Source organism: Streptomyces sp. cmx-18-6, from assembly GCF_046548915.1.
In the GTDB taxonomy this organism is placed as follows: domain Bacteria; phylum Actinomycetota; class Actinomycetes; order Streptomycetales; family Streptomycetaceae; genus Streptomyces.
Window position 1 is genome coordinate 397,538 of sequence record NZ_JAEBEP010000003.1, and the last position, 25,577, is coordinate 423,114.

General features: G+C 72.8%; 23 protein-coding genes and 1 pseudogene. 11 read left to right on the forward strand and 13 right to left on the reverse strand.

Translation table 11 applies throughout. The features are described 5' to 3' along the window. Positions 1-3 precede the first annotated feature (3 nt). The gene (locus ACLJPL_RS09915) at positions 4-2,097 is read left to right on the forward strand and encodes an MDR family MFS transporter (RefSeq protein ID WP_411080379.1); all 2,094 of its coding nucleotides are present in this window, start codon (positions 4-6) and stop codon (positions 2,095-2,097) included. Between the two features lie 65 nt (positions 2,098-2,162). Here ACLJPL_RS09915 and ACLJPL_RS09920 read toward each other — a convergent pair whose 3' ends face one another. Continuing rightward, positions 2,163-2,606: a YchJ family protein gene (locus ACLJPL_RS09920; protein ID WP_411080380.1), complete on the reverse strand. Its 444-nt coding sequence runs from the start codon at positions 2,604-2,606 to the stop codon at positions 2,163-2,165. A 94-nt stretch (positions 2,607-2,700) separates the two neighbouring features. On the opposite strand from ACLJPL_RS09920, the gene ACLJPL_RS09925 reads away from it, so the two are divergent. Next, on the forward strand, positions 2,701-4,188 hold the full coding sequence (locus ACLJPL_RS09925; RefSeq protein WP_411080381.1) for a membrane-associated oxidoreductase: 1,488 nt from the start codon (positions 2,701-2,703) through the stop codon (positions 4,186-4,188). 27 nt (positions 4,189-4,215) lie between these two features. Here the strand turns inward: ACLJPL_RS09925 and ACLJPL_RS09930 are convergent, their stop codons facing one another. Both ACLJPL_RS09930 and ACLJPL_RS09935 read right to left on the reverse strand, forming a co-directional pair. Beyond that, positions 4,216-4,452 (reverse strand): DUF397 domain-containing protein, encoded by a 237-nt coding sequence (locus ACLJPL_RS09930; protein WP_014049581.1) that lies wholly within the window; start codon positions 4,450-4,452, stop codon positions 4,216-4,218. Beyond that, on the reverse strand, positions 4,452-5,312 hold the full coding sequence (locus ACLJPL_RS09935) for a helix-turn-helix domain-containing protein (RefSeq protein WP_411080382.1): 861 nt from the start codon (positions 5,310-5,312) through the stop codon (positions 4,452-4,454). The genes ACLJPL_RS09930 and ACLJPL_RS09935 overlap by 1 nt, the downstream gene beginning before the upstream one ends. A 204-nt stretch (positions 5,313-5,516) precedes the next feature. On the opposite strand from ACLJPL_RS09935, the pseudogene ACLJPL_RS09940 reads away from it, so the two are divergent. The 5 genes and pseudogenes from ACLJPL_RS09940 to ACLJPL_RS09960 all read left to right on the forward strand — a co-directional run. Then, positions 5,517-5,966, forward strand: a pseudogene (locus ACLJPL_RS09940) (ATP-binding protein); the annotation flags it as partial. Positions 5,967-6,052: 86 nt separating this feature from the next. Continuing rightward, positions 6,053-6,490, forward strand: coding sequence for a hypothetical protein (locus ACLJPL_RS09945; protein ID WP_411080383.1), 438 nt, complete (start codon positions 6,053-6,055; stop codon positions 6,488-6,490). Between the two features lie 381 nt (positions 6,491-6,871). Continuing rightward, complete coding sequence (lanA, locus tag ACLJPL_RS09950; RefSeq protein WP_411080384.1) at positions 6,872-7,015, forward strand: SCO0268 family class II lanthipeptide; 144 nt, start codon at positions 6,872-6,874, stop codon at positions 7,013-7,015. Positions 7,016-7,189: 174 nt separating this feature from the next. After that, positions 7,190-10,294, forward strand: a complete 3,105-nt coding sequence (locus tag ACLJPL_RS09955; RefSeq protein WP_411080535.1) for a lantibiotic dehydratase — start codon at positions 7,190-7,192, stop codon at positions 10,292-10,294. Then, positions 10,291-11,619, forward strand: a complete 1,329-nt coding sequence (locus tag ACLJPL_RS09960; RefSeq protein ID WP_411080385.1) for a lanthionine synthetase C family protein — start codon at positions 10,291-10,293, stop codon at positions 11,617-11,619. The genes ACLJPL_RS09955 and ACLJPL_RS09960 overlap by 4 nt, the downstream gene beginning before the upstream one ends. A 68-nt stretch (positions 11,620-11,687) precedes the next feature. On the opposite strand, the gene ACLJPL_RS09965 is transcribed toward ACLJPL_RS09960, so the two are convergent. From ACLJPL_RS09965 to ACLJPL_RS09995, 7 genes are all read right to left on the reverse strand, one after another. Further along, positions 11,688-12,428 (reverse strand): Type 1 glutamine amidotransferase-like domain-containing protein, encoded by a 741-nt coding sequence (locus tag ACLJPL_RS09965; protein WP_411080386.1) that lies wholly within the window; start codon positions 12,426-12,428, stop codon positions 11,688-11,690. Positions 12,429-12,473: 45 nt separating this feature from the next. Beyond that, the gene (locus ACLJPL_RS09970) at positions 12,474-13,820 is read right to left on the reverse strand and encodes a 6-phospho-beta-glucosidase (RefSeq protein ID WP_411080387.1); all 1,347 of its coding nucleotides are present in this window, start codon (positions 13,818-13,820) and stop codon (positions 12,474-12,476) included. Positions 13,821-13,921: 101 nt separating this feature from the next. Next, the gene (locus ACLJPL_RS09975) at positions 13,922-15,496 is read right to left on the reverse strand and encodes a cytochrome P450 (RefSeq protein WP_411080388.1); all 1,575 of its coding nucleotides are present in this window, start codon (positions 15,494-15,496) and stop codon (positions 13,922-13,924) included. Positions 15,497-15,785: 289 nt separating this feature from the next. Further along, positions 15,786-16,400, reverse strand: a complete 615-nt coding sequence (locus ACLJPL_RS09980; RefSeq protein WP_411080389.1) for a GTP-binding protein — start codon at positions 16,398-16,400, stop codon at positions 15,786-15,788. After that, complete coding sequence (locus ACLJPL_RS09985) at positions 16,381-16,752, reverse strand: DUF742 domain-containing protein (RefSeq protein WP_411080390.1); 372 nt, start codon at positions 16,750-16,752, stop codon at positions 16,381-16,383. Before ACLJPL_RS09985 ends, ACLJPL_RS09980 begins: the two co-directional genes overlap by 20 nt. After that, entirely contained in the window at positions 16,749-17,156 is a 408-nt protein-coding gene (locus tag ACLJPL_RS09990) for a roadblock/LC7 domain-containing protein (protein WP_006128841.1), read from the reverse strand. The genes ACLJPL_RS09985 and ACLJPL_RS09990 overlap by 4 nt, the downstream gene beginning before the upstream one ends. Next, positions 17,153-18,793 carry a sensor histidine kinase gene (locus ACLJPL_RS09995; RefSeq protein ID WP_411080391.1) on the reverse strand — a complete coding sequence of 547 codons (1,641 nt, stop codon included), beginning with the start codon at positions 18,791-18,793 and terminating at the stop codon, positions 17,153-17,155. Before ACLJPL_RS09995 ends, ACLJPL_RS09990 begins: the two co-directional genes overlap by 4 nt. A 576-nt stretch (positions 18,794-19,369) precedes the next feature. Here ACLJPL_RS09995 and ACLJPL_RS10000 point away from each other — a divergent pair. Then, entirely contained in the window at positions 19,370-20,161 is a 792-nt protein-coding gene (locus ACLJPL_RS10000) for an IclR family transcriptional regulator (protein ID WP_411080392.1), read from the forward strand. Between the two features lie 137 nt (positions 20,162-20,298). On the opposite strand, the gene ACLJPL_RS10005 is transcribed toward ACLJPL_RS10000, so the two are convergent. The 3 genes from ACLJPL_RS10005 to ACLJPL_RS10015 all read right to left on the reverse strand — a co-directional run bounded on the left by ACLJPL_RS10005 (position 20,299) and on the right by ACLJPL_RS10015 (position 23,524). Further along, positions 20,299-20,805 (reverse strand): MarR family winged helix-turn-helix transcriptional regulator, encoded by a 507-nt coding sequence (locus tag ACLJPL_RS10005; RefSeq protein ID WP_411080393.1) that lies wholly within the window; start codon positions 20,803-20,805, stop codon positions 20,299-20,301. Next, entirely contained in the window at positions 20,802-22,553 is a 1,752-nt protein-coding gene (locus ACLJPL_RS10010) for an FUSC family protein (RefSeq protein WP_411080394.1), read from the reverse strand. Before ACLJPL_RS10010 ends, ACLJPL_RS10005 begins: the two co-directional genes overlap by 4 nt. Positions 22,554-22,705: 152 nt before the next feature. Next, positions 22,706-23,524: a phospholipid scramblase-related protein gene (locus tag ACLJPL_RS10015; RefSeq protein ID WP_411080395.1), complete on the reverse strand. Its 819-nt coding sequence runs from the start codon at positions 23,522-23,524 to the stop codon at positions 22,706-22,708. A 73-nt stretch (positions 23,525-23,597) separates the two neighbouring features. Between ACLJPL_RS10015 and ACLJPL_RS10020 the strand changes: the two genes are divergently transcribed. The 3 genes from ACLJPL_RS10020 to ACLJPL_RS10030 all read left to right on the forward strand — a co-directional run bounded on the left by ACLJPL_RS10020 (position 23,598) and on the right by ACLJPL_RS10030 (position 25,561). After that, positions 23,598-24,068, forward strand: coding sequence for a hypothetical protein (locus tag ACLJPL_RS10020; RefSeq protein ID WP_411080396.1), 471 nt, complete (start codon positions 23,598-23,600; stop codon positions 24,066-24,068). A gap of 174 nt (positions 24,069-24,242) precedes the next feature. Next, complete coding sequence (locus ACLJPL_RS10025) at positions 24,243-24,893, forward strand: DUF3105 domain-containing protein (RefSeq protein WP_411080397.1); 651 nt, start codon at positions 24,243-24,245, stop codon at positions 24,891-24,893. Between the two features lie 35 nt (positions 24,894-24,928). After that, positions 24,929-25,561, forward strand: a complete 633-nt coding sequence (locus tag ACLJPL_RS10030; RefSeq protein ID WP_411080536.1) for a DUF305 domain-containing protein — start codon at positions 24,929-24,931, stop codon at positions 25,559-25,561. Positions 25,562-25,577: the final 16 nt, after the last annotated feature.

The following is a 25,577-nucleotide window of genomic DNA, read 5'->3' on the forward strand; positions in this document are numbered from 1 at the left end:
GACGTGACCACTGCCAGCGAGCAAGCCCCCGCCGCGCAGAGTGCCGCCGCGCCGCCGCCCGTCATCGACCGGCGGCGGCGGAACATCATCTTCGCCACGATCGTGCTCGGCATGCTGCTGGCGGCGCTGGACCAGACGATCGTGGGCACGGCCCTGCCGACGATCGTCTCGGACCTGGGCGGCGCGGCCCATATGTCGTGGGTGGTCACGGCGTATCTGCTGGCGGAGACCGTCGCGACGGTCCTGGTCGGCAAGTTCGGGGACCTGTTCGGGCGGAAGCTGGTCTTCCAGATTTCGGCGATCATCTTCATCACCGGCTCGTTCCTGTGCGGCCTCGCCTCGGACATGCTGCTGCTGATCATCTGGCGGGGCATGCAGGGCATCGGCGCGGGCGGGCTGATGGTGACGTCGATGGCGCTGATCGCGGATGTGATCCCGCTGCGCGAGCGGGGCAAGTACCAGGGCGCGATCGGGGCGGTCTTCGGCATCTCGACGGTGATCGGGCCGCTGCTCGGCGGGCTGTTCACCGACCACCTGACCTGGCGCTGGGCGTTCTACGTCAATGTGCCGATCGCCATCGTGGTGGTCATCGCCGCCGCCCGGAACATCCCGTCCGTGAAGGCCGCGGGCCGGCCGGTGATCGACTACGCGGGCATCGCCCTGGTCGCCGTGGGCGCGAGCGCGCTGATCCTGGCGACGAGCTGGGGCGGGAACGAGTACGCCTGGGGATCGCCCATGATCATCGGGCTGTTCATCGCCGGGCTGGTCGCGCTGGCGCTGTTCTGCCGGGTGGAGACGCGGGCGAAGGAACCGATGCTGCCGATGCGGCTGTTCCGGAACCCGGTGTTCACGGTCTGCTCGATCCTCAGCTTCATCGTGGGTTTCGCGATGCTCGGCTCGATGATCTTCCTGCCGACCTATCTCCAGTACGTCGACGGGGACTCGGCGACCCTCTCGGGCGTCCGGACCCTGCCCCTGGTCGTCGGCCTGCTGGTCGCCTCCATCTTCAGCGGCAACGTGGTGAGCAAGACCGGCCGCTACCGCCTCTTCCCCATCGTCGGCACCCTGGTCATGGCGGCCGGGCTGTTCCTCCTGTCCCGGATGGGGCCGGAGAGCGGGGTGTGGCTGGAGTCGCTCTACATGGTGGTGCTGGGGCTCGGGATCGGGCTGGCCATGCAGGTGCTGACGATCGCCGTGCAGAACACCGTGGACTACGCGGACCTGGGTACGGCGACCTCGGGCGTGACGTTCTTCCGTACGCTCGGCAGCGCCTTCGGCACGGCCGTGTTCGGGACGATCTACGCCAACGCGCTGGGCCCCAACCTGGCCGACGGGGTCGCCGAGGCGATCGCGGCGGGCGGCGATCCGGCGACGCTGGCGGGTGCGTCGCAGAGCCCGCAGGCCCTGCACGCGCTGCCCCTGGCCCAGGTGGAACCGCTGGCGCAGGCGTACGCGCAGACGCTGCACACCGTGTTCCTGTGGACGGTCCCGGTGGCGCTGATCGGCTTCGTCGTCGCGCTGTTCCTCAAGGAGGTCAAGCTGCGGGACTCGGCGCGGCTCGGGTCGACGGACATGGGCGACGGCTTCGCCCAGCCCGGCAGCGGCGACTCCGAGAAGCTCCTCGAGATCGCGGTGGCCAAGATCCTGCACGGGGCCGGCCCGGACACGGCCCGGCGGATCGTCGCCGAGTCCGACACCCGGCTGGACATGGCGGGGGCCTGGGCGGTGATGCAGGTGGACCTCTTCACCCGGATGGTCGGCCACGCGGGGCTGCGGCTGATCGCGGCCCGGCACCGCCTGCCGCCGGAGGTGCTGGTGCCGGTCTTCGACCGGATGATCGAGGAGGGGTACCTGAGCGGCGACGGCCGCCTGTTCTCCCACACGGCGGCGGGGCGGCGCGAGGCCACCGTGATCTCGGACGCCTGGGGCCACTGGCTCAACGAGCAGCTCGCCGAGGACGGGGCCCCGCCGGACGACCGCCGGCTGCGGATCGCCGTGGACATGATCGCGAAACGGCTGCTGGCGGAGGACCTGGCCCAGGAGCTGTCCCCGGCCCCGCACCCGGGCGGCTCCACGCGGGTGGGCGCGCCGGCCTGAGCCCGGCGGGGCGCGCTCCAGGGATCCGGACCGGGGAAGGACCGGGGAGGGACCGGGCCCGGACCTCAGTCGACGAAGACGGCGGTCGCGTACACCCACGCGCCCTCGTGCCGGGCGAATCGGCTCTGCTCGTGGAGCGAGTCGGGCCGCCCGTCGTCGGTGTAGTGGGCACGGAAGGTGACCGTCCCCGTGGTGTGGAAGGCGCTGCCCTCCGTGGTGTCCAGGATCTCCAGCCCCCTCCAGCGCATCGCCGGGTCGAAGTCGACGCCGGGCGGCCGGGTCTCCGGGTGCCAGGTGCGCAGCAGGTACGCCGCGTCCTGGACGACGAAGGCCGCGTACCGGGAGCGCATCAGGGCCTCGCAGGTCGGCGCGGCGGCGCCCCCGGAGTGGAACCGGCCGCAGCACTCCCCGTACGTCGCGGGCAGCCCGCAGGGGCAGGGCGAGGCGGCGGTGATGCGGGGGGCCTGCGGGGCGGCGGGCTGCCGGGGCCGGGAGGTGCGTCGTGACATGCGTCCATTGTCACCCGGCGCGGCGGGCCCGGGTGAGCACGGCCGATCGCGGCGGGGGTTGACACCCCACCGGCCCCGGGTCAGAGTCCGGCGGATGGAGATCATCGTGCTGACGCCCGCCGAGCGCCGTGTCCGGGACGCCTTCCCCAGCGGCGATCCCGTCGACTTCCGTACGGGATCGGCGTCGGCGGACGATCCCGAGGGCGGCGGCGACTGGGGCCCGGAGCGGACCGTGCGGGCCGAGGTGCTGCGCGCGCTGCTGCTCGGCGGAGTTCGTACGGAGGGGGAGGTTCCGGCGTTACGGGTCATGGGGGCGCGGATCACCGGGACGCTCCAGGCGCGCTATGCGGTGGCGGAGTGCGCGGTGATCCTCAGCGGCTGCCATTTCGAGGAGGCGCCCGACCTGTACGGGGCGCAGCTGCGCCAGTTGAACCTCAGCGGTTCGGTGCTGCCGGGTCTGAGGGCGGCGACGATCCGGGTCGACGGGGTGGTGACGCTGAGCGGCTGCCGGATCCCGGGCACCGTGTGGCTCAGCGCCGCCCGGATCGCCCGGGCCGTCGTGCTGGTCGGGGCGAGGATCGGGGTGAACGCGGACGGCTCGACCGCCGGGACGGACGAGCCGGCCCTCCGGCTGAACCACTCGGTCGTCGAGGACGACCTCCGGTGGAACGGGCTCGTGGCGCACGGCGAGGTCAAGCTCGACGGGGCGGCCGTCACCGGACAGATCCAGCTCAACGACGCCGAGCTGACCCATCCCGGCGAAACCGCTCTCCAGGCGGAGAACGTCACGGTCGGCTCGGACCTGCACGCCATGCGCATCCGCGTGCGGGGCCGGGTGAACCTGCGGGGCTGCCGGATACCGGGGCAGCTCAACTTCGCGTACGCCCGCTTCTCCCACCCCGGTGCGGTGGCCCTGCGGGCGAGCAGCATGACCGTGGGCGAGCTGTGGCTACGGGGAGCGGCTCCCATCGAGGGCATGGTGAATCTGCGGCGTTCCCAGATCGACCTCATCCATGCCGAACCGTCCGTCTGGCCGCCCGTGGTCCAGTTGGAGGGCCTCGCCTACACCTCGCTCCTCCCCCATCTGCCCGCCGCCCGGCGGCTGCCGCTCCTGGAGCGGGAGGAGGAGGGCTACGCCCCCTTCGCGTACGAGCAGTTGACGGCGGCGTACCGGCGGATCGGCGACGACGACGCGGCCCGTACGGTGCTCCTGGCCAAGGAGCGCAGACGGCGCGGGACGCTGCCGGCGTACGCCCGGCTCTGGGGGTATCTCCAGGACGCGGCGGTCGGCTACGGGTTCCGGCCGGTGCGGGCGGCTGCCTGGCTGCTCTCGTTGCTGCTCGCGGGCTCGGTGGCGTACGCGGCGCGCCATCCCCTGCCGTTGAAGGAGGACGAGGCGCCGGACTTCAGCCCGCTGTTCTACACCCTGGACCTGCTGCTGCCCATCGTCGACTTCGGCCAGGAGAAGGCGTTCAACCCGCAGGGGTGGTACCAGTGGCTGTCGTATCTGCTGATCGTCACCGGGTGGCTGCTCGCGACGACGATCGCGGCGGGGATCACCCGGTCCGTCAGCCGTCAGTGACGGGGGCGTCGCACGTACGACATCCCGTTAGGTGAGGAGGAAGTCCGCCTGACCGGCCTTGGCCCCCTGGATGAACGCGGCGATCTCACCGTTGGAGTAGATGAGGGCGGGGCCGTCCGGATCGGCGGACTGGCGCACCGCGACCCGGCCGTCCGCGAGCTTCATGGCCTCGATGCAGTTGCCGCCGTTCCCCCCGCTCCACGGCTTGTACCAGCCTTCGGTGCCGAGGTCGGCGGCCGGCATGCCGTTGTATATGTGGTTCATCACAGCTCCTCGCGGAAGTCCCGAAGGATTTCCTTCGTGCGTTGTGCAGTCGCGGACTGAGCCGCCATGCGGTCCATGACTTCGAGGTAGGAGGCCACCTCCGGCCGGGAGTCGAAGTAGACGGCTCCGGTGAGGTACTCGCTGAAGACCATGTCCGGCAGTTCGGGGATGGCGAACCGGAAGAGGACGAACGGCCCGTAGGTGCCCGGGTGGTGGCCGCTCGCGAACTCCGCGATCTGCAGGGTGACATGGGGCAGCTCGGTGGCTGCGAGGAGCTTGTCGATCTGCGCGCGCATCGCCCGCGGGCCGCCGACCGGCCGCCGTAGGACGGTCTCGTCCATGATGACCCAGAGCCTGGGGGCGTCCTCCTTGGCCAGCAGGGCCTGGCGCTCCATCCGCAGCGCCACATGGCGCTCGATGTCCTCGGGCCGGGTCTGGCCGACCGCTCCCGTGCGCATCACGGAGCGCGCGTAGTCCTCGGTCTGGAGGAGCCCGGGGACGAAGTGCGGCTCGTACATGCGCAGCAGGCTCGCCGCGCCCTCCAGGCTGACGTACATGCTGAACCAGTCGGGCAGGACGTCGTGGAAACGCTGCCACCAGCCCGGCTTGTTGGCCTCCTCGGCCAGTTCGACGAAGGCGTCCGCCTCGTCGTCGGCGACGCCGTACGCCTTCAGCAGCAGCTGGACGTAGGGGATCTTGAGCCCGACCTCGGCCGTCTCCATCCGGCGTATCGTCGCGGGAGCGACCCGGAGCACCTTCGCCGCCTGGTCACGGGTCAGGCCGACGCGCTCCCGCAGATCCTGCAGGCGCTTGCCGAGTACGACCTGGCCCACGGTCGGAGCGGACCGCGGTTCGCTCACTTGAGACCTCCCCATGCGCTGTTTTGCGAGCAGTGTGCCATGCGTGCGCCCCCAACGACACAGCCACTCTGGAAATTTCAGAGTGCCCCTTGCCAAGTGTCTTCGTCAGGGGGAGAGTTGGGTGTCGAACCAGTTCGCTCAGTCATGGCCGCTCCTCCCTCCCGGGGAACGAAGCGTGACGCAGCCCCACTGTGAGGATCGGTCGTGGCACCTGGCAGCGCGCTCATCCCCCGGCTCCTGGACCTCAGCCCCGGGACGGAAGCGCTCCGTTACTGCTTCGCGCTGCCCGCGCGCCCGGAGTCGGTGGCGGGGGCGCGGCAGTTGACCCGGGTCCGGCTGGAGAGCTGGAAGCTCGGCGGCGACGCGTACGAGTCGGCCCTCCTCATCGTGTCGGAGCTGTTCACCAACGCGGTCGTGCACACGGCGAGCACCCGGGTGGTGTGCGAGCTGCGCTGTCTCGGCAGACGCCTGCGGATAGCCGTTCAGGACCAGGGGCACCAGGGGGGCGGCCCGCGCCTGCGCCGCTCGGCCGACGACGAGCACGGACGCGGTCTGCTGCTCGTGGACGCGCTGAGCAGTGCGTGGGGGTCCCGTGACGCCTCGGACACCGCCGGACGCATCGTGTGGGCGGAGCTCCCGCACGAACTCGCGCAGGACCTGCCGCGGCAACTCCCGCACGGCACGCACGGCTCACCCGGCGCACACGGCTCGCACGGCCTCGCGCACGGCACGGAGCAGCCATGCTGAGGAACGCCCTGTCCCGGCTGCGCGGAACGCACCGCTCGCCCCTGTCCGAGGACGCCCGAGGCGGCCGGGTGCGGCTGTCGCTGCCGCCCTCGATGTCGGCCAGCCTGGGGTGCGACGCGGTCGGCGTGCCCGCCCGGCACGGGTTCCGCCTGATGTCGCATCTGCCGCGCACCGGCTGCGTGTTCGCGGACGCGGACCGCTGGTGGTGGATCGTCCCCTCGGGTTCGGACCTCGAACTGGACTGGCCCGAGCAGACTTCGTACGCCACCGGGGCATACGTCCCCGCCGTACGGCCCCGGCTGATCCACGCACCGGACGGCCGCACGCCCTACACCCCGCCCATCCCGCTCTACCTCATGGTCTGCCAGGTCACGAACGCGGCGCCGTCGTGGGCGCCGGACGGCGGGTCGCAAGCCGTTCCCGTTCGCTAACGAACTCCCGTCAAGCACCGGATCGCGCCACGCATGATCGGCCACCTTCCGCTGCCGCCCCACGGTCGGCGGCAACGCCCTGCCGAGCGTCACCGTGGGCAAAACCCCCCGGTCACAGCGGTGACGGCTCTGTCGGCACCCGGTAAAGGATTTCCTGTCCCAGGGTCAGCACGTGGGCGTGTGAGGACGCCGAGGCCCCGTTCGGACCAATACCTACGCCGAAAGTGCGCCGTTCCGGCGCTTCTTGCAGTCGGCCGAAAACCGACTCCCCGTGGCTGTGACCACAGTGAAAGGTGAGGGGCGCGGAGCAGAACAACAGCTCTGATGCACCGATCATTTGTTCGCCTCACCGAACCCCTAGGGGGACGCATGCGCACCGAAATGATTATCGCCAACGACGCCACCGACCTGGACCTCGACCTCCGTATCTCGGAGGCGCCCGAGCAGACCCAGGAGTTCGGCGCCGGCACGTACACCTCGCCGAGCAGCTACGCCATTGGCACGCGTTGTCCCGTCTGCTGCTGACGCGGCGCGGCGTCCTGACCGACGTGGGACGCGACTGAAATGAGGCGGGGCGGGCTCAGCCCGCCCCGCCTCGCCGTATCCACCGCGCCTTGGAGGGCCACCGACGTGCGACCAGAGCTGGACCCGGACCTGGACCTGGATCTCTTCGAGGTCCGCGAGCCGGTGCTCGTGCGAATGGCGAACAGCCCGCGCGACCGTGCCGAGAGCCGCGTCGACGCCACCGATCCGGTGCCTGGGCTCCGCCGCCTGGCCGCCGACCCGCTGCTCCGCCAGGCCGTCGAGGTCGCCAGCGGCAGCCTCTCCCTCAGCCTCCAGCGCCTCGCCACCGACGAGGGCGCCGCCGCACTCGGTCGCAAGCGCACGCTCAGCGCCGCCCGGACCCTCACCCGTTACGCGCGCCGGGCCGGCGGCCGCCCCACCCCCTTCGGCCTGTTCGCGGGCGTCGGCAGGGCGGCTTTCGGCCCCGCCGCCCGGGCCCGGCTCACCGGCCCCGGCGAGGTGTCGGTCCGCCTCGACGGCGGCTGGCTGCACCGCCGGGTGCTCGACTGGCTCGCCGTCCCGGAGGTCCGCCGCCGCACCGACGTCGTCCTGAGCGACCTGTGCGGCCGGCGCGACGGCAGGCTCCTCCTGCACACCGGCGGGCGGGAGGTCTCGGTGCGGGACAACGTCCTGGTCGCCGCCGTCCGCGAGGCCGCCGAACGACCCGTCGCGTACGCGGCGTTGCTCGACGACCTGGCGGCCCGCTTCCCCTCCGTGGGGCCGGACCGCGTCGACGGCCTCCTCGCCGGGCTCATCCAGCACGGCTTCCTGCTCACCTCCCTCACCCCGCACCGCATCGACGCCGCCCTCCTCGGCCGTATCGAGGCCGCCGTCGACGGGGCCGTCCCGGGCGCCGCCGAGGGGCTGCGCGCGATCCGAGCCTCCGCGGCCGACCATGAAAGGGACCTGCCCGGGCACGGTCAGGACTCCTGGCGCGCCCTGCTGGCCGCCGTGCGCACCCTGGACGGCAGCGCGGCGGACAGCGGGCAGCGGCCCCCCGTCCACGTGGACCTGCGGATGCCCGCCGACATCGTGCTGCCGCCGGCCGTGGGTGAGGAGGTGCGCCGCTACGCCGCGGCGATCTGGGCGATGACCCCGCAGTGGACCACCCTCGAATACATGCGCGACTACCGCGACCGGTTCATCGAGCGGTACGGAACCGCCTCCGCCGTCCCCCTCGGCGACCTCGTCGACCCGCACCGCGGCCTCGGCCTGCCGCCCGAGTACGGGGCCCCCGCACCCGCCCACCCGCGCGTCGGCCCCGGTGAGGACGCCGACCGCCCCCGGCGCGCCGCGATCGCCGAACTCACCCAGCAGGCCGTCCTCGACGGCGGTGACATCGAACTGAGCGACGCCGACGTGGCCCGGCTGGCGAAGGCGGTCGGGCACACCCCCGTGAGCCGCCCGCCGCGCACCCTGGAACTCTGCTTCCAGATCCTCGCCGACAGCCAGGAGGCCCTGGACCGGGGCGACTTCCTGCTGCTGGGCAGCCCGCACATCGGCTCCTGGACGGCCGGGGCGACCGCGGGCCGCTTCGCCGCCGTCGCCGGCCTCACCGAGGACCTCGCGGAGCTGGCCGCCGGTCCCGACGCCGGACCCGGCGAGGAAGACGTCCTGGTGGCGCAGGTCGACGTCGCGCCGAGCGACCCGCGTTCGCTGAACATCGTGCAGGTGCCGCCGCTGCTGCCGTACCGCATCCCCGTGGGCGTCGCCGACGACCGAGGGGACCCGCACTGCCTGGACTGGCGCACCCTCCTCGTCGCCGCCGGTGAGGACGGGCTGCGGCTGCTGCACGGGCCGGCCGGCCGCCCCGTCGTGCCCGTCTTCCCCCACATGCTGGCCCTGGACGCCCAGGCCCCGCCCGTCGCCCGCTTCCTCTCCGACCTCGCCGCGGCCCGGCCCCGGGTCTGGTCCGGCTGGGACTGGGCCGGCCTCGACGTCCTGCCCTACCTCCCCCGCGTCCGCTACGGCCGGGTGCTGACCTCGCCGCGCCGCTGGCTCGCCGGACGCCGGCTGATGGACGCGGCCCGCTCGGCCTCCACGACCGTCTGGGAGGAGGGGCTGCGCGACTGGCGGCGGCGGGGCCGGGTGCCCGACCGGATCCAGGTCGCCCGCAACGACCAGATGTTCCCGATCGACCTGCGCGAGCCGTGGGACCAGGGGCTGCTGCGCGCCGAACTCACCGCCAAGGAGCCGCGGTTCCAGCTGTACGAGGACCTCACCGCCGATGGGGCCGGGCTCGGCTGGAACTCCGGGCACAGCACCGAGATCGTCGTCCCGCTCGTCCGCGCCGCCCGCGCCCCGGAGCCCGCCGGTCCGGGAGGGCCCGCGCCGGCGCTCGCCAGGTCCGGGCTCCGCGTCTCCCCCACCGCCGTCCACCTGCCGGGCGAGGACTGGCTCTCCGTCAAGGTGTACGCCGAGCAGTCCGCCCACGAGGCGTTGATCGCCGAGCACCTCCCCGTGCTGCTGGCCGAGGTCGACGCGGACGTCGACCGCTGGTTCTTCCTGCGCTACCGCGACCCCGACCCGCATCTGCGCATCCGCTTCCACGGCGATCCGGCCGCCCTGCGGGAGAGGGTCCTGCCGGCTCTCGCCCGGCACGTGCGCCGCCTGGCCGAATCCGGAGCCGTACGGACGATGGTGCTGGACGCCTACCGCCCGGAGACCGACCGCTACCTCGGCCCCACCGCGCAGGAGACCGCCGAAGGACTGTTCCTCGCCGACAGCCGGTCCGCGCTCCTCACGCTCCGGGCCCGCCGCGCCGGTGCGGCCGCCGTACCCGACGACGTCCTCGCGGCGGCGGGGCACGCGGTCCTGCTGGACGCGCTCGGCGACTGGGACTGGTGCGCCTGGGCGGACCACATGTTCACCAAGGGTCCCGACCACGAGGTCTACCAGCGCCACCGCGCCCTGGCCGACCTGCTGGTCCGCCCCGGGGACCTGCCCGGCGACACCGCCCGCCGCGCCGCCGCCGAGTTGCGCGTACCGGCGCTCGCGGAGGTGTGGGCTGACGCACCCGAGCCCCGGACCTACGGGAAGCTGGTACTGGCAGCGTCGGAGGCCGACCGCGACGAGGCCGTGCTCTCCCTGCTGCACATGCGGCACAACCGGCTCTTCGGCATCGACCCGGCCGCCGAGGCGCGCGCCTACGCGGTCCTGCGCGGGGCCGCCCGCACCTTCCTCGCCGGCCGCGCCCATGCGGCCCGGTCCACCGCCCCGGCCGTCAGGAGCGCCCGATGACCACCTTGCACGCGGCCGGGCTGCGCGAGCGCGCCGGCGAGGTCTCCGAGCAGGTCCTCGACCGGCTGGCCGACCCGGCCGCCACCATGGCCGCGACCCGGATCCCGGCCGAGGCGTCCGACGACGGCGAGCCGGAGAACATCTGGGCGGAGATGACCCTCGGCAGCGGCAGCCCCGGCCTGGCCATCGCGTTCAGCGGCGCGGCCCGCCCGGGCACCGACCGCACGGCCCGCGCGCACGCCTACCTCGCGGCCGCCACCCGCGCCGCCGCCACCGGAGGAGCCGCCCGCAGCGGCATCTTCAAGGGCCCGGGGGCACTCGGCTTCGCCGCCCTGCTGGCCCACCGCGCCACCGGCGGCTACGTTTCCGCGCTGACTCAACTCGACGGCTACCAGCGCGACTTGGTGCGCACGGCGCTGCCCGCCGTCCCGGAGAACTCCCCGCTCCCCACCATCGGGCACTACGAGGTGGTGCGCGGCATGACGGGGGTGGGCCGCTATCTGCTGGCCCGCGCGGAGACGTGCGGCGACGAGCTGGAGACCGTACTGACCTATCTGGCCCGTCTCGCCCGCGGCGAGGTGGACCACCGCGGCCACCGGGTGCCCCGGTGGTGGGCCCTGGACGCACCGCGGATCGGCTCCGAGGCCACCCTGCCCGACGGCCACCTCAACCTCGGCATCTCCCACGGCGTCGCCGGACCCCTGGCCCTGCTCTCCCTCGCCTGGCGGCAGGGGGTGCGCGTGCCGGGGCAGCGGGAGGCCATCGAGTCGGCGGCGGAACTGCTGACCCGGTGGGCGGTGCGCGACGAGTACGGGCTGTTCTGGCCCCCGCACCTGAGCCTCGCCGACTGGCTGGCCGGCCCCGACGCCTTCACCGCACCCGCCGGCTGGCCCTCCTGGTGCTACGGCGCGCCCGGTGTCTCCCGCGCCCTGCAACTGGCGGGCCTGGCTCTGGACCGTGCGGACTGGGCCGGTACGGCGAAGGCGTCGGCCGAACGGCTGCTGACCCTGCCGATGGAGCGGTGGGGCATCAACGACAACGCGCTCTGCCACGGCTGGGCCGGGGCCCTGCACCAACTCGGGCGGCTCAACGAGCACTTCGGGGACGAGCGCGTCGAGGAGCTCCGCGACCGGATCGCGGCCGCCCTGGTCGGCGCGTTCGACCCGGAGCTGCCCTTCGGCTACCGCTTCACCATGACGAAGACCCCGTACGCGACAGACGTCTCCGGCTACCTCGACGGGGCGGCGGGCCTGGCGCTGGCCCTGGACTCCTACTCCGCCGGGGGCACGCCCTCGGACTGGGACATGCCGCTGCTGCTGTCCTAGGGGAGCGTCGGGTGGCCTCCGCCAGCGCCGGTCAGGTCCTCGGCCGTCGCGGCGTCATCCAGAGCCGGTCAACTACCCGACGGAGGAAGTCTGCGCGGCTCGATGCGTTCCTCGACGGCCGAGTCACCCTCGCGCACCACGACATAGGCGCCCTTCCCCGGCACCTCCGTGACCACCTCGGCCAGCTCGGTGCCGCGGTAGACCAGGCCCACACCGTCGTCGGTGCAGTGGGTCTCGGGCAAGGTGCCGTCCGCGACGAGCCGGTGCACCAGTGGGCGTCGCCCCCGGTCCGTGTCGTAGTGCACGCCGTTGCCGTACGGCAGGAAGCCGAGGGCGTCGGTGAGGGGCCGGAGTTCGGGCCCGAACGAGTCGGTGGCACCGCCCCGGAACCAGCAGATCGAGCCCGCGCTCACTCCGCTCAGCACGACGCCCGACGCCCAGGCCCGGCGCATGACGCGGTCCAGGCCGTGGACACGCCACACCGCCAGCAGGTTGGCCACTGATCCCCCCATCACCCACACGACGTCCTGGGCGAGCACGGTTTCCTCGATGTTCTCGAGGTTGGGCATGGGGAAGAGATTCAGGGGCGTCAGGTCGAAGCCGGCGACACGGGCGGCTTCGGTCATGCGGGCCGTGAAGTGCTCGGCGTCACCGATGGCCGTGCCGACGTACATGATCCGGGGACGGCGGCCGTGCGCGCCCGACAGCTCGACCGCGTGGTGCACCAGCGCGTCGAACGTCACCATGGTGCGGCCTCCGGTGCGGTGTCCGCCCGAGGTGGCGACGATGGTGGGCTCCGAAGCGGTCATAGCGCCCGATCCTATCCAGCGGGCGCGGCCGCCGGACGGGCCGGGTCAGGGTCCGCTGAGGTACGCCAGCCCCGGGTGGACCTCCATGTACCGCTCGACCAGCCTGTGCGCCACCGAGACCGAGTCGACCAGCGGGTGCAGCGCGAAGGCCCGGACAGCAGCTGCCCTCGACCCGCTCTCCGCCGCCTCCAGCACCGCGCGCTCCACGGCCTTCACCGCGGTGACGAGAGCCATGGCGTCGTACGGGAGTGGCGAAGCGGCCACCGGGTGGGCCCCGTTGGCGTCGACCAGGCAGGGCGCCTCGACGACCGCCTCGGCGTCCAGGGCCGCAAGGGCAGTGCGGTTGCGGACGTTGAGGATCAGCGAGGTCCGTTCGTTGCGGGCGATGGCCCGCATCAGAGCAAGCGCCACCTGTTCGTAGCCGCCGGACCCCAGGTCGCTCTCCTCGCGCTCCCCCGCCCCGGCGACGTCCCGGTTCTCCGCCATGTACGTCGCCTCGCGCTCGGAGCGGGTGCGGTCCCAGGTGGCGAGGGCGGGGGCGGCCGGGTCCCTCAACCGGGCGTAGAAGCCCTGCTGCTGATCGTGCAGGAACGCGCCCCGGGTCTGTTCCGTCTCCTGGTAGGCGCGGACCGCTTCCCGATTGAAGTAGTAGTAGTGCAGGTACTCGTTGGGGATCGCGCCCAGCGACTGGAGCAGTTCCGCGCCGAAGAGGCGGCCTTCCTCGAAGGAGCCCAGCAGCGCCGGGTCCGCGAGCAGTCGGGGCAGTTCGTCGCGCCCGTCGACGTACAGGCCCCGGAGCCAGCCGAGGTGGTTGAGCCCGGCGTAGTCGATCCAGGCCCGGTCCGGGTCGGCCCCCAGGACACGCGCGACGCGCCGCCCGAGCCCGACCGGCGAGTCGCAGATGCCGACGACCCGGTCGCCGAGGTGGCGGGACATGGCCTCGGTGACCAGCCCGGCCGGGTTGGTGAAGTTGATGACCCAGGCGTGCGGGGCGAGCCGGGCGATGCGCCGGGCCAGCTCGACGGCGACGGGGACCGTGCGCAGCCCGTACGCGATGCCTCCGGCGCCGACCGTCTCCTGGCCGAGTACGCCGAGGTCCAGCGCCACCCGTTCGTCGGCCGCCCGTCCGGCGAGGCCGCCGACGCGGATCGCGGAGAAGACGAAGTCGGCCCCGCGCAACGCCTCGTCGAGCTCCGTGGTGGCGACGACAACCGGCGCGTCGGCGACGCCTTCGGCCTGTTCGGCCAGGACGCGGGCGACGGCGGTGAGCCGGTCGGCGTCGGTGTCGTACAGCGTCACCCGGGACACGCGGCCCTCGGCGTGATCGCCGAGCAGAGCCCCGTACACGAGAGGCACCCGGAATCCGCCACCGCCAAGAATCGTCAGCTTCACGCTGCTCGATGGTACGGGGTACGGAGGATGCGGGGGCGGCCCCGCGCGCCGGTGGTACGGCTCCGGGGCCGCCTCGAGGGTCGGGCGGGTTCAGCGGCGGGTCAGTAGCCGCTCCACCAGCGGGACACCGCCTGCCAGAGCCGGGCAGGCGCGGCCGGGCGGCGCTGCCGGGGGACGGCCGCCGCCGGGCCCGGGGCCGGTTCCACGGTCGCCGGAAGCGGTCCTTCCGCGGGGGCCGCGGCGGGCTTGGCGGGCGGGGCGGCGCCCGGGGCGTGCGCGGGCTGCATCCCGGCGAGGGCGTGCGCGGGCTCGGGGACGGGGCGGGCCGGGGAGGAGACCTCCCAGGCGTCGGTGGGGCGGGTGGCGCGGGCCATCACCGAGAGCGGGTCGGAGTCCAGCTTCTGCTGGGGGCTGCGGGCGAACTTCACCGGCAGCTCGACCAGGTGGCGCGACATGATGTTGCCGACCCAGCGCAGCTCGCTCTCCTGGACGGAGAGCTCCAGGTCCGGCAGCCGCATCAGGAGGGCGTCGACGCCGACGTCGGCGATGGCGCGGCCGATGTCCTGGCCGGGGCATTCGTGCGGGCCGCCGCTGAAGGCGAGGTGGGCGCGGTTGCCCTCCATGTTGGCGGTGAGGTCGGGGCGGACGGTCGGGTCGGTGTTGGCCGGGGCGATCCCGACGAGCAGGGCGTCGCCGGCCTTGATCTGCTGGCCGCCGAGCTCGGTGTCGCCGACCGCCCAGCGGCCGAAGACGGCGGTGAAGGGCGGCTCGTCCCACAGGGTCTGCTCCACCGCCTCGGGCACGGTCATATGGCCGCCGCTGAGCCGGGCGCGGAAGCGCGGGTCGGTGAGGACCATGCGCAGGACGTTGGCGATGAGGTTGGCCGTCGACTCGTACGCGGCGATGAGGATGAGGCGCAGGTGCTCGACGACCTCGACGTCGGACATCGTCGCGGGGTGCTCGACGAGCCAGGAGGCGAAGTCGGGGGCGGGGTCGGCGCGGCGGCGCTCCACCAGCCGGGTCAGCACCGCGACGATGTGGGCGTTGCTGGCGACGGCGGTCTCGGTGCCCCGGGTCATGTCGCGGGCCGCCTGGACGAGGCGCTCGTCGTACTCCTCGGGCATGCCGAAGATCGCGCACATCACCATCATCGGCAGATGCTCCGCGAACTGGCTGACCAGGTCGGCGGCGCCCTTCTCGCAGAAGTCGTTGACCAGGCGGTTACTGAAGCGGTTGATGTGGCGGCGCACGCCGCGGGTGTCGATGCGCTCCATGCTGTCGGTGACCGCGCCGCGCTGCCGCTCGTGCTTGGCGCCGTCCGCGAAGACGCAGACGGGCTGCCAGGTGAAGATCGGGGCGAGCGGGTGGTCCGGGGCGACGCTGCCGTCCTGGAGGGCCCGCCAGCGCCGGGAGTCCCGGGAGAACTGGGACGGGGTGCGGGTGAGGTGCAGGTTCTCGCTGTGGCCGAGGACGAGCCAGGCGGGGACGTCGCCGTGGAGCAGGACCGGGGCGACCGTGCCGTGTTCGGCGCGGAGTTTGTCGTAGAGGCCGGCGGGGTTGTTCTCCGCCTCGGGGCCGTACAGGCGGCGCAGACCGCCGGGGCCGGTGGCGAGGTTGTGCGCGGGGCACTGGGGCGGCGGGACGACGCCGGGTTCGTGGTGGAAGGGGGTTGTCACAGTGGCTCCAGGGATCAGGACGGCCGAGGATCGAGCGCAGGTGGGCAGGGGTGTACGGGGCGTGCGCCGGGCGCGGACCCGAGGCGCGCTCCGGGGTCCGGGTACGGCCCGGGAGTGCGGTACCCGGGTGCGCGCCGGAGTGCGTGGGCCCCGGTGGTGCGCGGGGGTGTGGACCCCACGGGTGCGCGCCGGGGTGTGGGACCCGGGTGCGCGCCGGGGGCACGGCGCGCACCCCCGGCTCCGGGACGGCCGGGAACCGTCCCGGGGCCGGCGGGACGTCCCGCGGCCGTCAGGCGAGCGGGACGGCCAGGCTGTGCAGATAGCGCATCAGGGTCATCAGCACATCGCGGCTGGAGACCCGCAGCCGGGCGTCGCAGTCGATCATCGGGACCGCGTCGGGCAGGTCGAGGGCTCTGCGCAGGGCCTCGACCGGGTGGTTCGGTGCGTCGGGGAAGGTGTTGACGGCTACCACGAACGGCACGCCGCGCTCCTCCAGCCGCCCGATGACGTCGAAGCTGACTTCGAGCCGCCGGGTGTCGATGAGGACGACGGCGCCGAGGGCCCCCTCGAAGAGGCCGTTCCACAGGAACCAGAAGCGTTCCTGGCCGGGGGTGCCGAACAGATAGAGGATCAGCTCCTCGCTGAGGCTGATCCGGCCGAAGTCCATGGCGACGGTGGTGGCGGTCTTGGTCTCCACCCCGGCGTTGTCGTCCACGCCGACGCCGGCCTGGGTCATGGTCTCTTCGGTCGTCAGGGGCCGGATCTCGCTGACCGAGCCGACCATGGTCGTCTTGCCGACCCCGAACCCGCCGACGATCACGACCTTCACCGCGGCGGTGGCCGTGGTGGGGAGGACGTCCTCGCTGCGGGGTCCGGTGATCGTGTCAGAGCTTCTGAAGTCCATGCATCACCGCTTCGAGAAGGGACCTGTCGGGGAGTGTGGCGCGGACGATCGGCGCACGCGACTCGATGAGCTCGGTCGCGAGGAGATCGCTCAGGAGCGAGGTGACCACGCTGAACGGCAGGCTGAGGTAGGCGGAGATCTCGGCGACCGATAAAGGGGCCTGGCACAGCCGCAGGATCGCGGCCTGCTCGGGCTGGAACGTCGGCGAGGGCTCGGCCTGCGCGACGACCATCGTGACCAGATCCAGTGCGGCCCGTTCGCTGCCGTCGAGATCGCCGGTGATCACGTACAGCCGTTCCGGATCAATGAGCGCCGGATCGGTCTTGCGGCGTTCTCGTCGGGGTCCGCTCATCCGGACTGCCCGCCGTGGCGGGGCGGACTGGTCAGGTGGGCGCCGATCCGCACGACCATGTCCCGCATCCTGGCGCCGACCAGACCGGCGTCGACGGTCTCGCCCGCGAGCACGGCGAGATACGCACCGGTGCCGGCCGCCATCAAGTAGAAGAAACCGCCGGTCACTTCGATGACGACGAGCTTCATCAGGCCGTCGCTGTAAGGGATTTCGGTGGCCACCGCGGCGGCCAGACTCTGGAGCCCGGCACAGGCGGCCGCCAGCCGGTCGGCGACGTCGGGGTCGCCGCCGTGCATGGCGATGCGCAGCCCGTCCGACGAGAGCACCACGATCTGGTGGATGCTCGGCACGTCGTCGGCCAGTTCCTTGAGCATCCAGTCCATGTTCCCGCGCTGCTGGATCACTTCAGGTCTCCCTTGTCCCACGCGTCATCGGAGTCTTCGCCGTGCTTCGGTTCCTGCGGTACGCCGTTGACGGCCTTCGTGAACGCCTCCAGCCACAGGCCGGGCGGCTTCTCGCCGCCGCCGGAGCCGCTCGGGGCCCCGTCCCTGCCCGGCAGATGCCCGTTGACGGGGGCGGGTTGCGGCGGGGGCGGCTGCGGCAGGTTGTGCGAGCCGAGCGGGGCGCGGCCCCGGCTGCGGCGCTGCGGCAGTCCGTTCTCGGTCCACTCGGTGACCACCGGAACGTCGTCCTCCATGGCCGCGGCGGGAACGGCCGGACGCGATGCGGCCGTGGGGGCCCCGGTGGAGACGGGGGCGACCACGGAGGGCACCGGACCGGTGGCGGCCGGCTTGGGCTTGCGCTTGCCGGGCGGCGGCACCACGTGCTGGAGCTGCGACATGTCCAGCGAGCTGGTGGGCCGCGAGGTGGCGCCGATGCCGTGGGCGATGCCCGGGGCGGGGCCGGTGGTGATCATGTCGCGCGGCACGATGAGCACCGCGCGGACACCGCCGTACGCCGACTGGCGCAGCGACACCTGGAGTTGGTACATCCGCGAGAGCCGTCCGACGACCGCCATGCCGAGTCGGGGGGACTCCCCGAGGTCGTTCATGTTGATGCCGGCCTGGGCCTGGGCGAGCATGTTCTCGGCCCGGGCGCGGGCTTCCTCGCTCAGGCTGACGCCGCCGTCCTCGATCTCGATGGCGATGCCGGTCTGCACCTCGACCGCGGTGACGTGCACCCGGGTCTGGGGCGGCGAGTAGCGGGTCGCGTTGTCGAGGAGTTCGGCGCAGGCGTGGATGAGCGGCTCGACCGAGGTGCCGACGATGGCGACCTTGGCGATCGAGTGCAGATCGACGCGCTGGTACTCCAGGATGCGGGACATCGCACCGCGCAGCACGCTGAACAGCGGTACGGGCTTGGGCCACTGGCGACTGGGGCGGGCGCCGCCGAGGACGGCGATGGAGTCGGCGAGCCGGCCGATCAGCGCGGTGCCGTGGTCGATGCGCAGCAGGTCGTCGAAGACCTCGGGGTTGCGCCCGTAGTGGTCCTCCATCTCCCGGAGCTCACTGGCCTGGCGGTGCACGATCGCCTGCACGCGGCGGGCGACGCTGACGAAGGCGCGCTGGGCGGAGTCGCGCCGGGCCTCCTCGTTGTCGATGACTTCGAGGACCTGGTAGATCTGCTCGCGCAGCGCCTTGGGCAGATGCCGGTTGGCCACATCCGCGTCGACGATGTCGCGCATGACCTCCTCGGGCGAATTGCCCACGCGCAGCCGCCGGATCGCGGCGGGCATGACCTCCTTGGTGAGCCGCACGGTCTCGGAGTCGTGGTTGAGGATGCGGTGTTCCAGGTAGGCGATGCGCTGTTCGTACTCCGCGCGCTGGGCGGCCATCGCGCGCCGGCGACGGTGCAGCGCCACGGTGAGCACGGCGACCACGAGCGTGGTGATCGCGCCGCACACGGCGACTGGTATCCGCGCGGCCGGGACCACCAGGGCCGCACCGGCGGCGGTGGCGCCGGCCAGCAGGACCACGGGCGGCAGGACTACGCGGACGACGGGGACTTCTCTGTCGGTCGGCGGTGATTCAGCACGGACCATCTAAACCCTCTGGCGGTCGATTCCGGGATGTATACGCATGTGAGTGGAGACTCATGAACAAGTGCTCGAATTCGTATCAACTCGACTTCACTGCGCGTGAGCTTAGCCAGATCAGAACAGGGGATCGGCATATTCACCCAACCCCCTGCGGGAGCTCGCGAAGAGGAATACACTCGCCAGTTTTCGCACTCACCGCTGTGGAGCGTGCGCGTGGAGTGACGGACGCCGAGAACCGGCCGGTTCCACCCTTGCGCGTACGGGAGAGCGAGACAGGGTGGAGTGCGATTGGTCCTCATAGCCGGGCAATTCGCCTTCCTGACTACACTCGTCGTCCCTTGCGTCCCGCAGAGCGGGACAGGCGCACAGGCGATCGAACCGGCTCGAAAGGAACAGATTCCTGACCACTCGGCGGGTGACCCGGAAAATCGCCGTGCTGACGCGTATACGACCGCGGATTCCACCGGCCCCCCGATCGCCCGGCGCGTACGGCTCCGAAGCGGGGATCATGGCGGTCGGCGGCGTCGGGAGGCGACGCCCGGGCGACACCCAAAGTGACGAGAGGGAGCGGGCGGCATCATGACGGCGGCAGGTGACTACACGATCGCTTCGCTGGATACGGGGCTCCGCGCCATGCGGCTCTTCCTCACCCATGACACCCTCACCGTCACCGAGGCCGCCGACCTCCTCCGCGTGGGACGGTCCACCGCGCACCGGGTGCTGAGCACGCTGGAGAGCCGGGGGTTCGCGATCCGGGACACCTCGGGGCGCGGCTACGCGGCGGGCCCCGAGCTGGTGCGGCTCGGCCGGCCCGCAGGTTTCGGCCGCGCGGCCCGTGAACGGCTGGGGCCGGTGCTGGAGGACGCCGCCGGGCGGACCGGCGAGACGGTGTGGAGCGCGGCGCTCATCGGCGACCAGGTCATCGTCACGGACGGCCGCGAGTCGTCCCATCCGGTGCGCGTGGCCCTGGAGTTGGGGCGGACCGGTCCCGCCCACGCGGGGTCGGGCGGCAAGCTGCTGCTCTCCCGTATGACGACGGACCAGGTGTGCGCGCTGTATCCGTACGAGGAGCTGGAGCGGGTCACACCGGACACGCTCGCCTCGCGAACGGCCCTGCTGGACCAGCTGGCGCTGATCCGCCGCGGCGGCCACGCGGTCAGCCGGGGCGAATCCGTCCCCGGCATGACCACCGTCGCCGTGTCCCTGGCCGGAACCAGCTGGCGGGACCGGCTCGCGCTGGTGGCCGCCGCCCCGGCGGACCGGTCCGGCGACGCCGCGCTGGCCGAACGGGCGGAGCGCCTACGGCAGTCGGCCGCGCTGATAGCGCCACGACGGCCGGCGGCGGTGCCGACTCATCCGACCAGCGGATGAGCGGAGGAGCGGAGGAGCGGACCAGCGGAGGAGCGGACCGCCGGAGCACCGACCCACCGGGCGGCCGACCGCCCGACCGCCCGACCGCAGGAGCGCATCGCCGGACCGCCCGCCCATCCGACCACCGGATGAGCAGATCAGCGCCGGGCCCCACCGATGCGTCCCTCCAGCTGGACCAGCAACTCACTGAGGCCGGAGCTCAGTTCGCTCTGCCTCTCGTCGTCGAGCCCGGCCAGCACCGTGCGCTCGTACGCCAGTTGCTCGGGCAGCAACCGGTCCACCAGGGCGCGCCCCTCGTCGGTGAGGCGCACGTGGGCGACCCGCCGGTCCCGCTCGTCGCCGCGGCGGTCCACCAGGCCGCGCTCCTGGAGCGCCCGCAGCCGCTTGGTGACGGCGGCGCCGGAGGAGAAGGTCTCCCGGGCGAGCTCCCCCGGGGTCAGTTCCCGGTCGGTGCGGCGTACGGCTCCGAGGAGGTCGAACTCGGCGCGGGTCAGCCCGGCGGAGCGGAGCGGGGCGTCCTCCGCCTGCTGGAGCAGGGCGGCGCAGCGGTTGATCCGGCCGATGAGCTCCATCGGGCCGGTGTCGAGCTCGGGATTGACGGCCTGCCACTGCCGCACCACCGAGGCAACGATGTCGTCGGTCACTCCGCTCCGTTCTCCAGGGCGTCGGCCACCCGGCCCCGCCGCGTCTCCTGGGCGTGGGCCACCGGACCCAGCCGCGCCTCCGGGGCGGGCGTCACCGCGCCCCGCCGTTGTGCTGTCGCGGCGAGCGTACGGTGTCCGGCCTGCTCGATCGCCAGGACCTCCTGCCCGGGCATGGCGCGCTGCCACCACTCCCCCGCCGCCGCGTCGCCGGCCTCGCGCAGTTCGACGAGGCTCGCGGTCAGCGCACGGCGCGCCCGGTCCAGCGTGTCGGGGGCGGCGTGGGCGCGTTCGGCGTACGCCTTCTCGGCTTCGGCGCGGGCCCGTTCGGCGGCTTCGACGGCGTGCTCGACGCGGCCCGTCGCCCGCCGGTTGGTGACGAGCGCGGCGGCGAGGAAGCCGACGAGCGCGCCGATGACGGTGTCCAGGACCCGGTCGCCGATCAGCTCCCCGGCCGGGTGGGGGCCGCCGAACTCCAGGACCAGGAGCGCCATCGGGGTGACGGCGACGGAGCCGAGCCAGTAGTTCCGGGTGATCAGGGCCTCGGCGGCGAAGCTGAAGAAGAGGCAGCACAGGACGAGCGCGAGCGGCCCGGTCCGGGAGAGCGGCAGCACGGCGGCGAAGACGAGGACGCCCAGGAGGTTGCCGAGGGTGCGCTGGAGGGCCCGGTTCCAGGTCAGGGTGACGTTGACCTGGTAGAGGGAGGCGGCGGTGACGATGGCCCAGTAGGGGCGGCCGACGCCGAGGGCGGCGCAGAGGTACCCGGCGAGCGCGCAGCCGGTCAGCGTACGGGCGGCGACGGGCAGCAGGGGCGACCCCGGGCCGAGCTTCCGGAGCAGGGCGCGGCGGACCGTGCGTCGGTGGCCGGCCGCCCGGAGCACGGCGCGTTCGGCGTCGATCCCGTACAGCTCGTGCGCCGTGCCGGGGGCCGGCGGCGGTACGGGCACGGGTCCCCGGCCACGGGCCAGGGCGGCCCACGCCCGCAGCCGGTCCGAGCCGGGACACGACGCGCCGCCGGCCGCCTCGGCGTGCACCACCAGCCGTTCCAGGGACCGCCGTACGGGGGTGGGCCGGCCGGAGGCGAACAGGCACTGCCAGGCGGCGTGCACGGCGGCGGCAGCGGCGTGCCGGGTGCGGGGCCCCGGGTCGGCCGCACGGTCGGCGGCGGCGTCGAGCGCCCGGGCGACGGCCCGGCGCTCGGGCCCCTCGCGGCGGAACACGGCGGGCCCCAGGCACACGAGCCAGGCCACCGCCCCCGCGGCGAGCGTCGGGACGAGATGGCCCGGGACCTGGCCGAGGCGCTGCGGGGCGAACAGCGCGGCCGAGCTGACGAATGTGAGGATCACATGGCCGGGCGGGCCGATCCGGGTCGCGTCGCACAGGACCTTCTGGGCGGCCGCCAGGAGCGCGCCGACCGCGACGAGCACGGCGGTGGACTGGGTGAGCGAGGCCGTGACCAGCGCGATCGCGAGTCCGGCCGCCATGCCGAGCACGACGCCGGCCACGGTCCGGGCGCGCCGGGCGTAGGGCAGGCTGTGGCCGTACAGCGCGCAGAGCGAACCGGCCATCGTGTACATCACGAGGTCGAGCCGGCCGGCGGCCAGGAGCGTCAGATGAGGTACGGCGGAGGCGAGGACCACGCTCAGTGCGGGCTTGAACCAGGTGTCCGAGGGCCGCTGGAGCCGGAGCGCGGCGGTCAGGGGGAGGCTGCGGACGGGAGGCTGCCGCGTTCGGGTGGCTGTATCACTCACGTACACACGTTAGCAGGTAATACACCCGTAAAAGACTTCGGCCCGGACGGGAGGGGCGGCGGAACTGCTTCGAGGGGCCGGACAGCGCGGCGCCGCCGTCCCTGAGGGGCGGCGGCGCCGAGTGCGTCCGCGTGTGCGTCGTCGTGCGTGAGTCAGCCGAGGCCGCGAGCGTCCTGCTTGAGCGCGGTGTCCACCGTCAGGGCCGTGGCGACGACCAGGCTGAGCAGCGGCTCGGGCAGGCGCTGGTGGATCTGGAGCACGTAGTTGTCGGCCGTCGTGAACAGGGTCTTCGCGAGACCTTCCCAGGTCTTGGTGATCCGGGCGATCTCGGTGCCCTCGTGGTCGACGATCGCGAAGTTCCAGGCGCGCCAGTTCTCCGCCCTGATCGCGCCGACCTGTACGCCACCGGCCGTCATGGCGAAATTGATCTTGCCGATCGCGTTCTGCTGGACGATCTCGCCGACCGGCCGGCCATCGGGGCGCTGGACGATGACCCGGGACTTGATGAACTTGGCCGGGCGGGTCAGCAGCAGCTGGGGACGGCCGTGCGCGTCGCGGATCTCCAGCCGGTGGGTGAGGTACTGGTCGATGCTGGAGACGAACCGGATCACCTTGCGCAGCGCGCCCTGGCCGACCTGGACGACCGAGCCGACCGTCGCGCCGTGCTGGTCGAAGACCCGGTACTCGTTCGTCACCTCGATCAGCTTGGCCTTCTGGTTCACCACCAGGACGGGCTGGTCGAAGAGCGAACCGGCGGAGACGGCGTGCTGCGCGGGGACGCCGGCGGCGTGCTGGACTCCGGCGGGGGCCTGGCCTGCCGCCGCCGGGGCTCCCGTGGTGGCCGGGGGCTGCTGCCCATCGGCCGGATGCGTGTGCTCGGTCCACTGGCTCCCGTCCCAGTAGCGCAGCAGCTGAGGCGCGCCATGGGGATCCGGGAACCAACCCGCAGCTATGTTCGATTGCGTGGTCACCGAGGCACACTATCCCGTGCGACAGACGACCCATCTTCTTTGAATCTTCATGCACCCACTACGATGACGGGCCATGACCAGGGTGAGCGCTCGGACCGACCGGCAGCGGTACCGCTCACGCCTGCCCGCCTCGCTGGGCTGGGTGTTCGTCCTGCTGGCCATGTTCTTCTGCTGCTCGGTCACTTCCTCGGCCGCTGCCACCGTGTCGACCGCCACGGCCGTGCCGGTCGCCGGCGCCCTGCCGGCCGCCGACGCCGGGCCCGGCGCCGTTCCCGTACGGGCGCTGACGCCGGCCCGCGACGCGGCCGCCGAACCAGCCGTCATGATCATGACGGCCGACCGGGGTCTCGGCACCTCGTGCCACGGCGGCTCGACGCACGCGGCGGCCATCGTCTTCCCGGTCCCCTCCGCGCCCGTGGCGTCCCCTTCCCCCGGGGCGGTCGTCCCCGTCGCCCCGCTGACCGGGTCGGCCGCCATCCGGGGCCCCGCCCATGACGGCGTGCGTTCCGTCGATCAGCTGCGTCTTCAGGTCCAACGGATCTAGAGGCAAGACCCCCGGCCCGCTCCTCACTCCGCGCCCCGTGCCGGACGCCGGGAGCGGCCGCACGTGTGCGATCCCCGCAATCCCTGGAATCCCTGTATTCCCGGCACCGCTGCACCACCCCGCACCGCCGTGCATTCCCGCACCTCCGCATCCGCTGAACGACGAGGACCTCCCATGGCTTCCGCCAAGAACCAGAACACCACCGCCGCGGCACGCCGCGCCAAGCTCGAAGAGGCCCGCCGCAAGGAGCGCTCCCGTGAGCGCCGGGTCCGCATCATCACCATCGGCGCGTCGGTCGCCGTGGTCCTCGCGCTGGTCGCCGGGGGCGGCTACCTGGTGTACCAGGCGAACGAGAAGAAGGAGAAGGAGCAGCAGGCCAAGATCTCTCCCGTCACCGGCGAGCGCACCTGGGACAAGCTGACCCAGAAGCACGTGGAGAAGAAGATCGACTACCCGATGACCCCGCCGGTCGGAGGCGACCACAGCCAGGTCTGGATGAACTGCAACGCGGACGTCTACACCGAGGAGATAGCGAACGAGAACGCCGTTCACTCCCTGGAGCACGGCGCCGTCTGGGTCACGTACAACGACGAGGCGTCGGACGCCGACGTCAAGGCGCTGACGAAGAAGGTCGAGTCCACCCCGTACTCCCTGATGAGCCCGGTCAAGAACCAGAAGGACCCGCTGATGCTCAGTGCGTGGGGCAAGCAGGTCACGGTCGACAGCGCTTCCGACGACCGCGTCGCGCAGTTCTTCACCAAGTACGTGCAGGGCCCGCAGACCCCTGAGCCGGGGGCCGCCTGCACCGGCGGACTCGACAAGTGACCTCGGTGACGAGCCCGGTGGCCTCCCACCGCCGGATGGTGCTCGCGGGCGCGGTCGTGCTGCTGGTGGCGCTGGGTCTGGTGGTGCTGATGGTGGTACGGCCGTCCGCGGCGTCCCCGTCCGGGCCGGCGGCCGGGACGGGTTCGGCGCGGTCCGCGCCGGCGGAGGACTCGGCGGACGCGGGCTTCGCCCGGGACATGGCGATCCACCACCAGCAGGCCGTGGAGATGTCGTTCATCGTGCGCGACCGCACCGAGGACGAGGACGTACGGCGACTGGCGTACGACATCGTCAACACCCAGGCCAACCAGCGCGGGATGATGCTGGGCTGGCTGGAGATGTGGGGTCTGCCCAAGAGCTCGGCCGAGCCGCCGATGGCCTGGATGGGCCACACGGTCGAGCAGACGGGCGACGGTTCGCTGATGCCCGGCATGGCCACCGACGCCGAGCTGGACGCGTTGAGGGCGGCCGAGGGCGAGGAGGCCGAGGTGCTGTTCCTGCGGCTGATGACCGTGCATCACCGGGCCGGTGCGGACATGGCGCGGGCGGGGGCCGAAGCCGCCGGGACCGACGTCATCCGGAACCTGGCCAAGGGCATGGTCAACGGCCAGCAGTCCGAGATCGGGCTCATGGCGGACATGCTGCAAGCCCGGGGCGCGAAGCCGTAAGGGCGGGCGGCCCCCT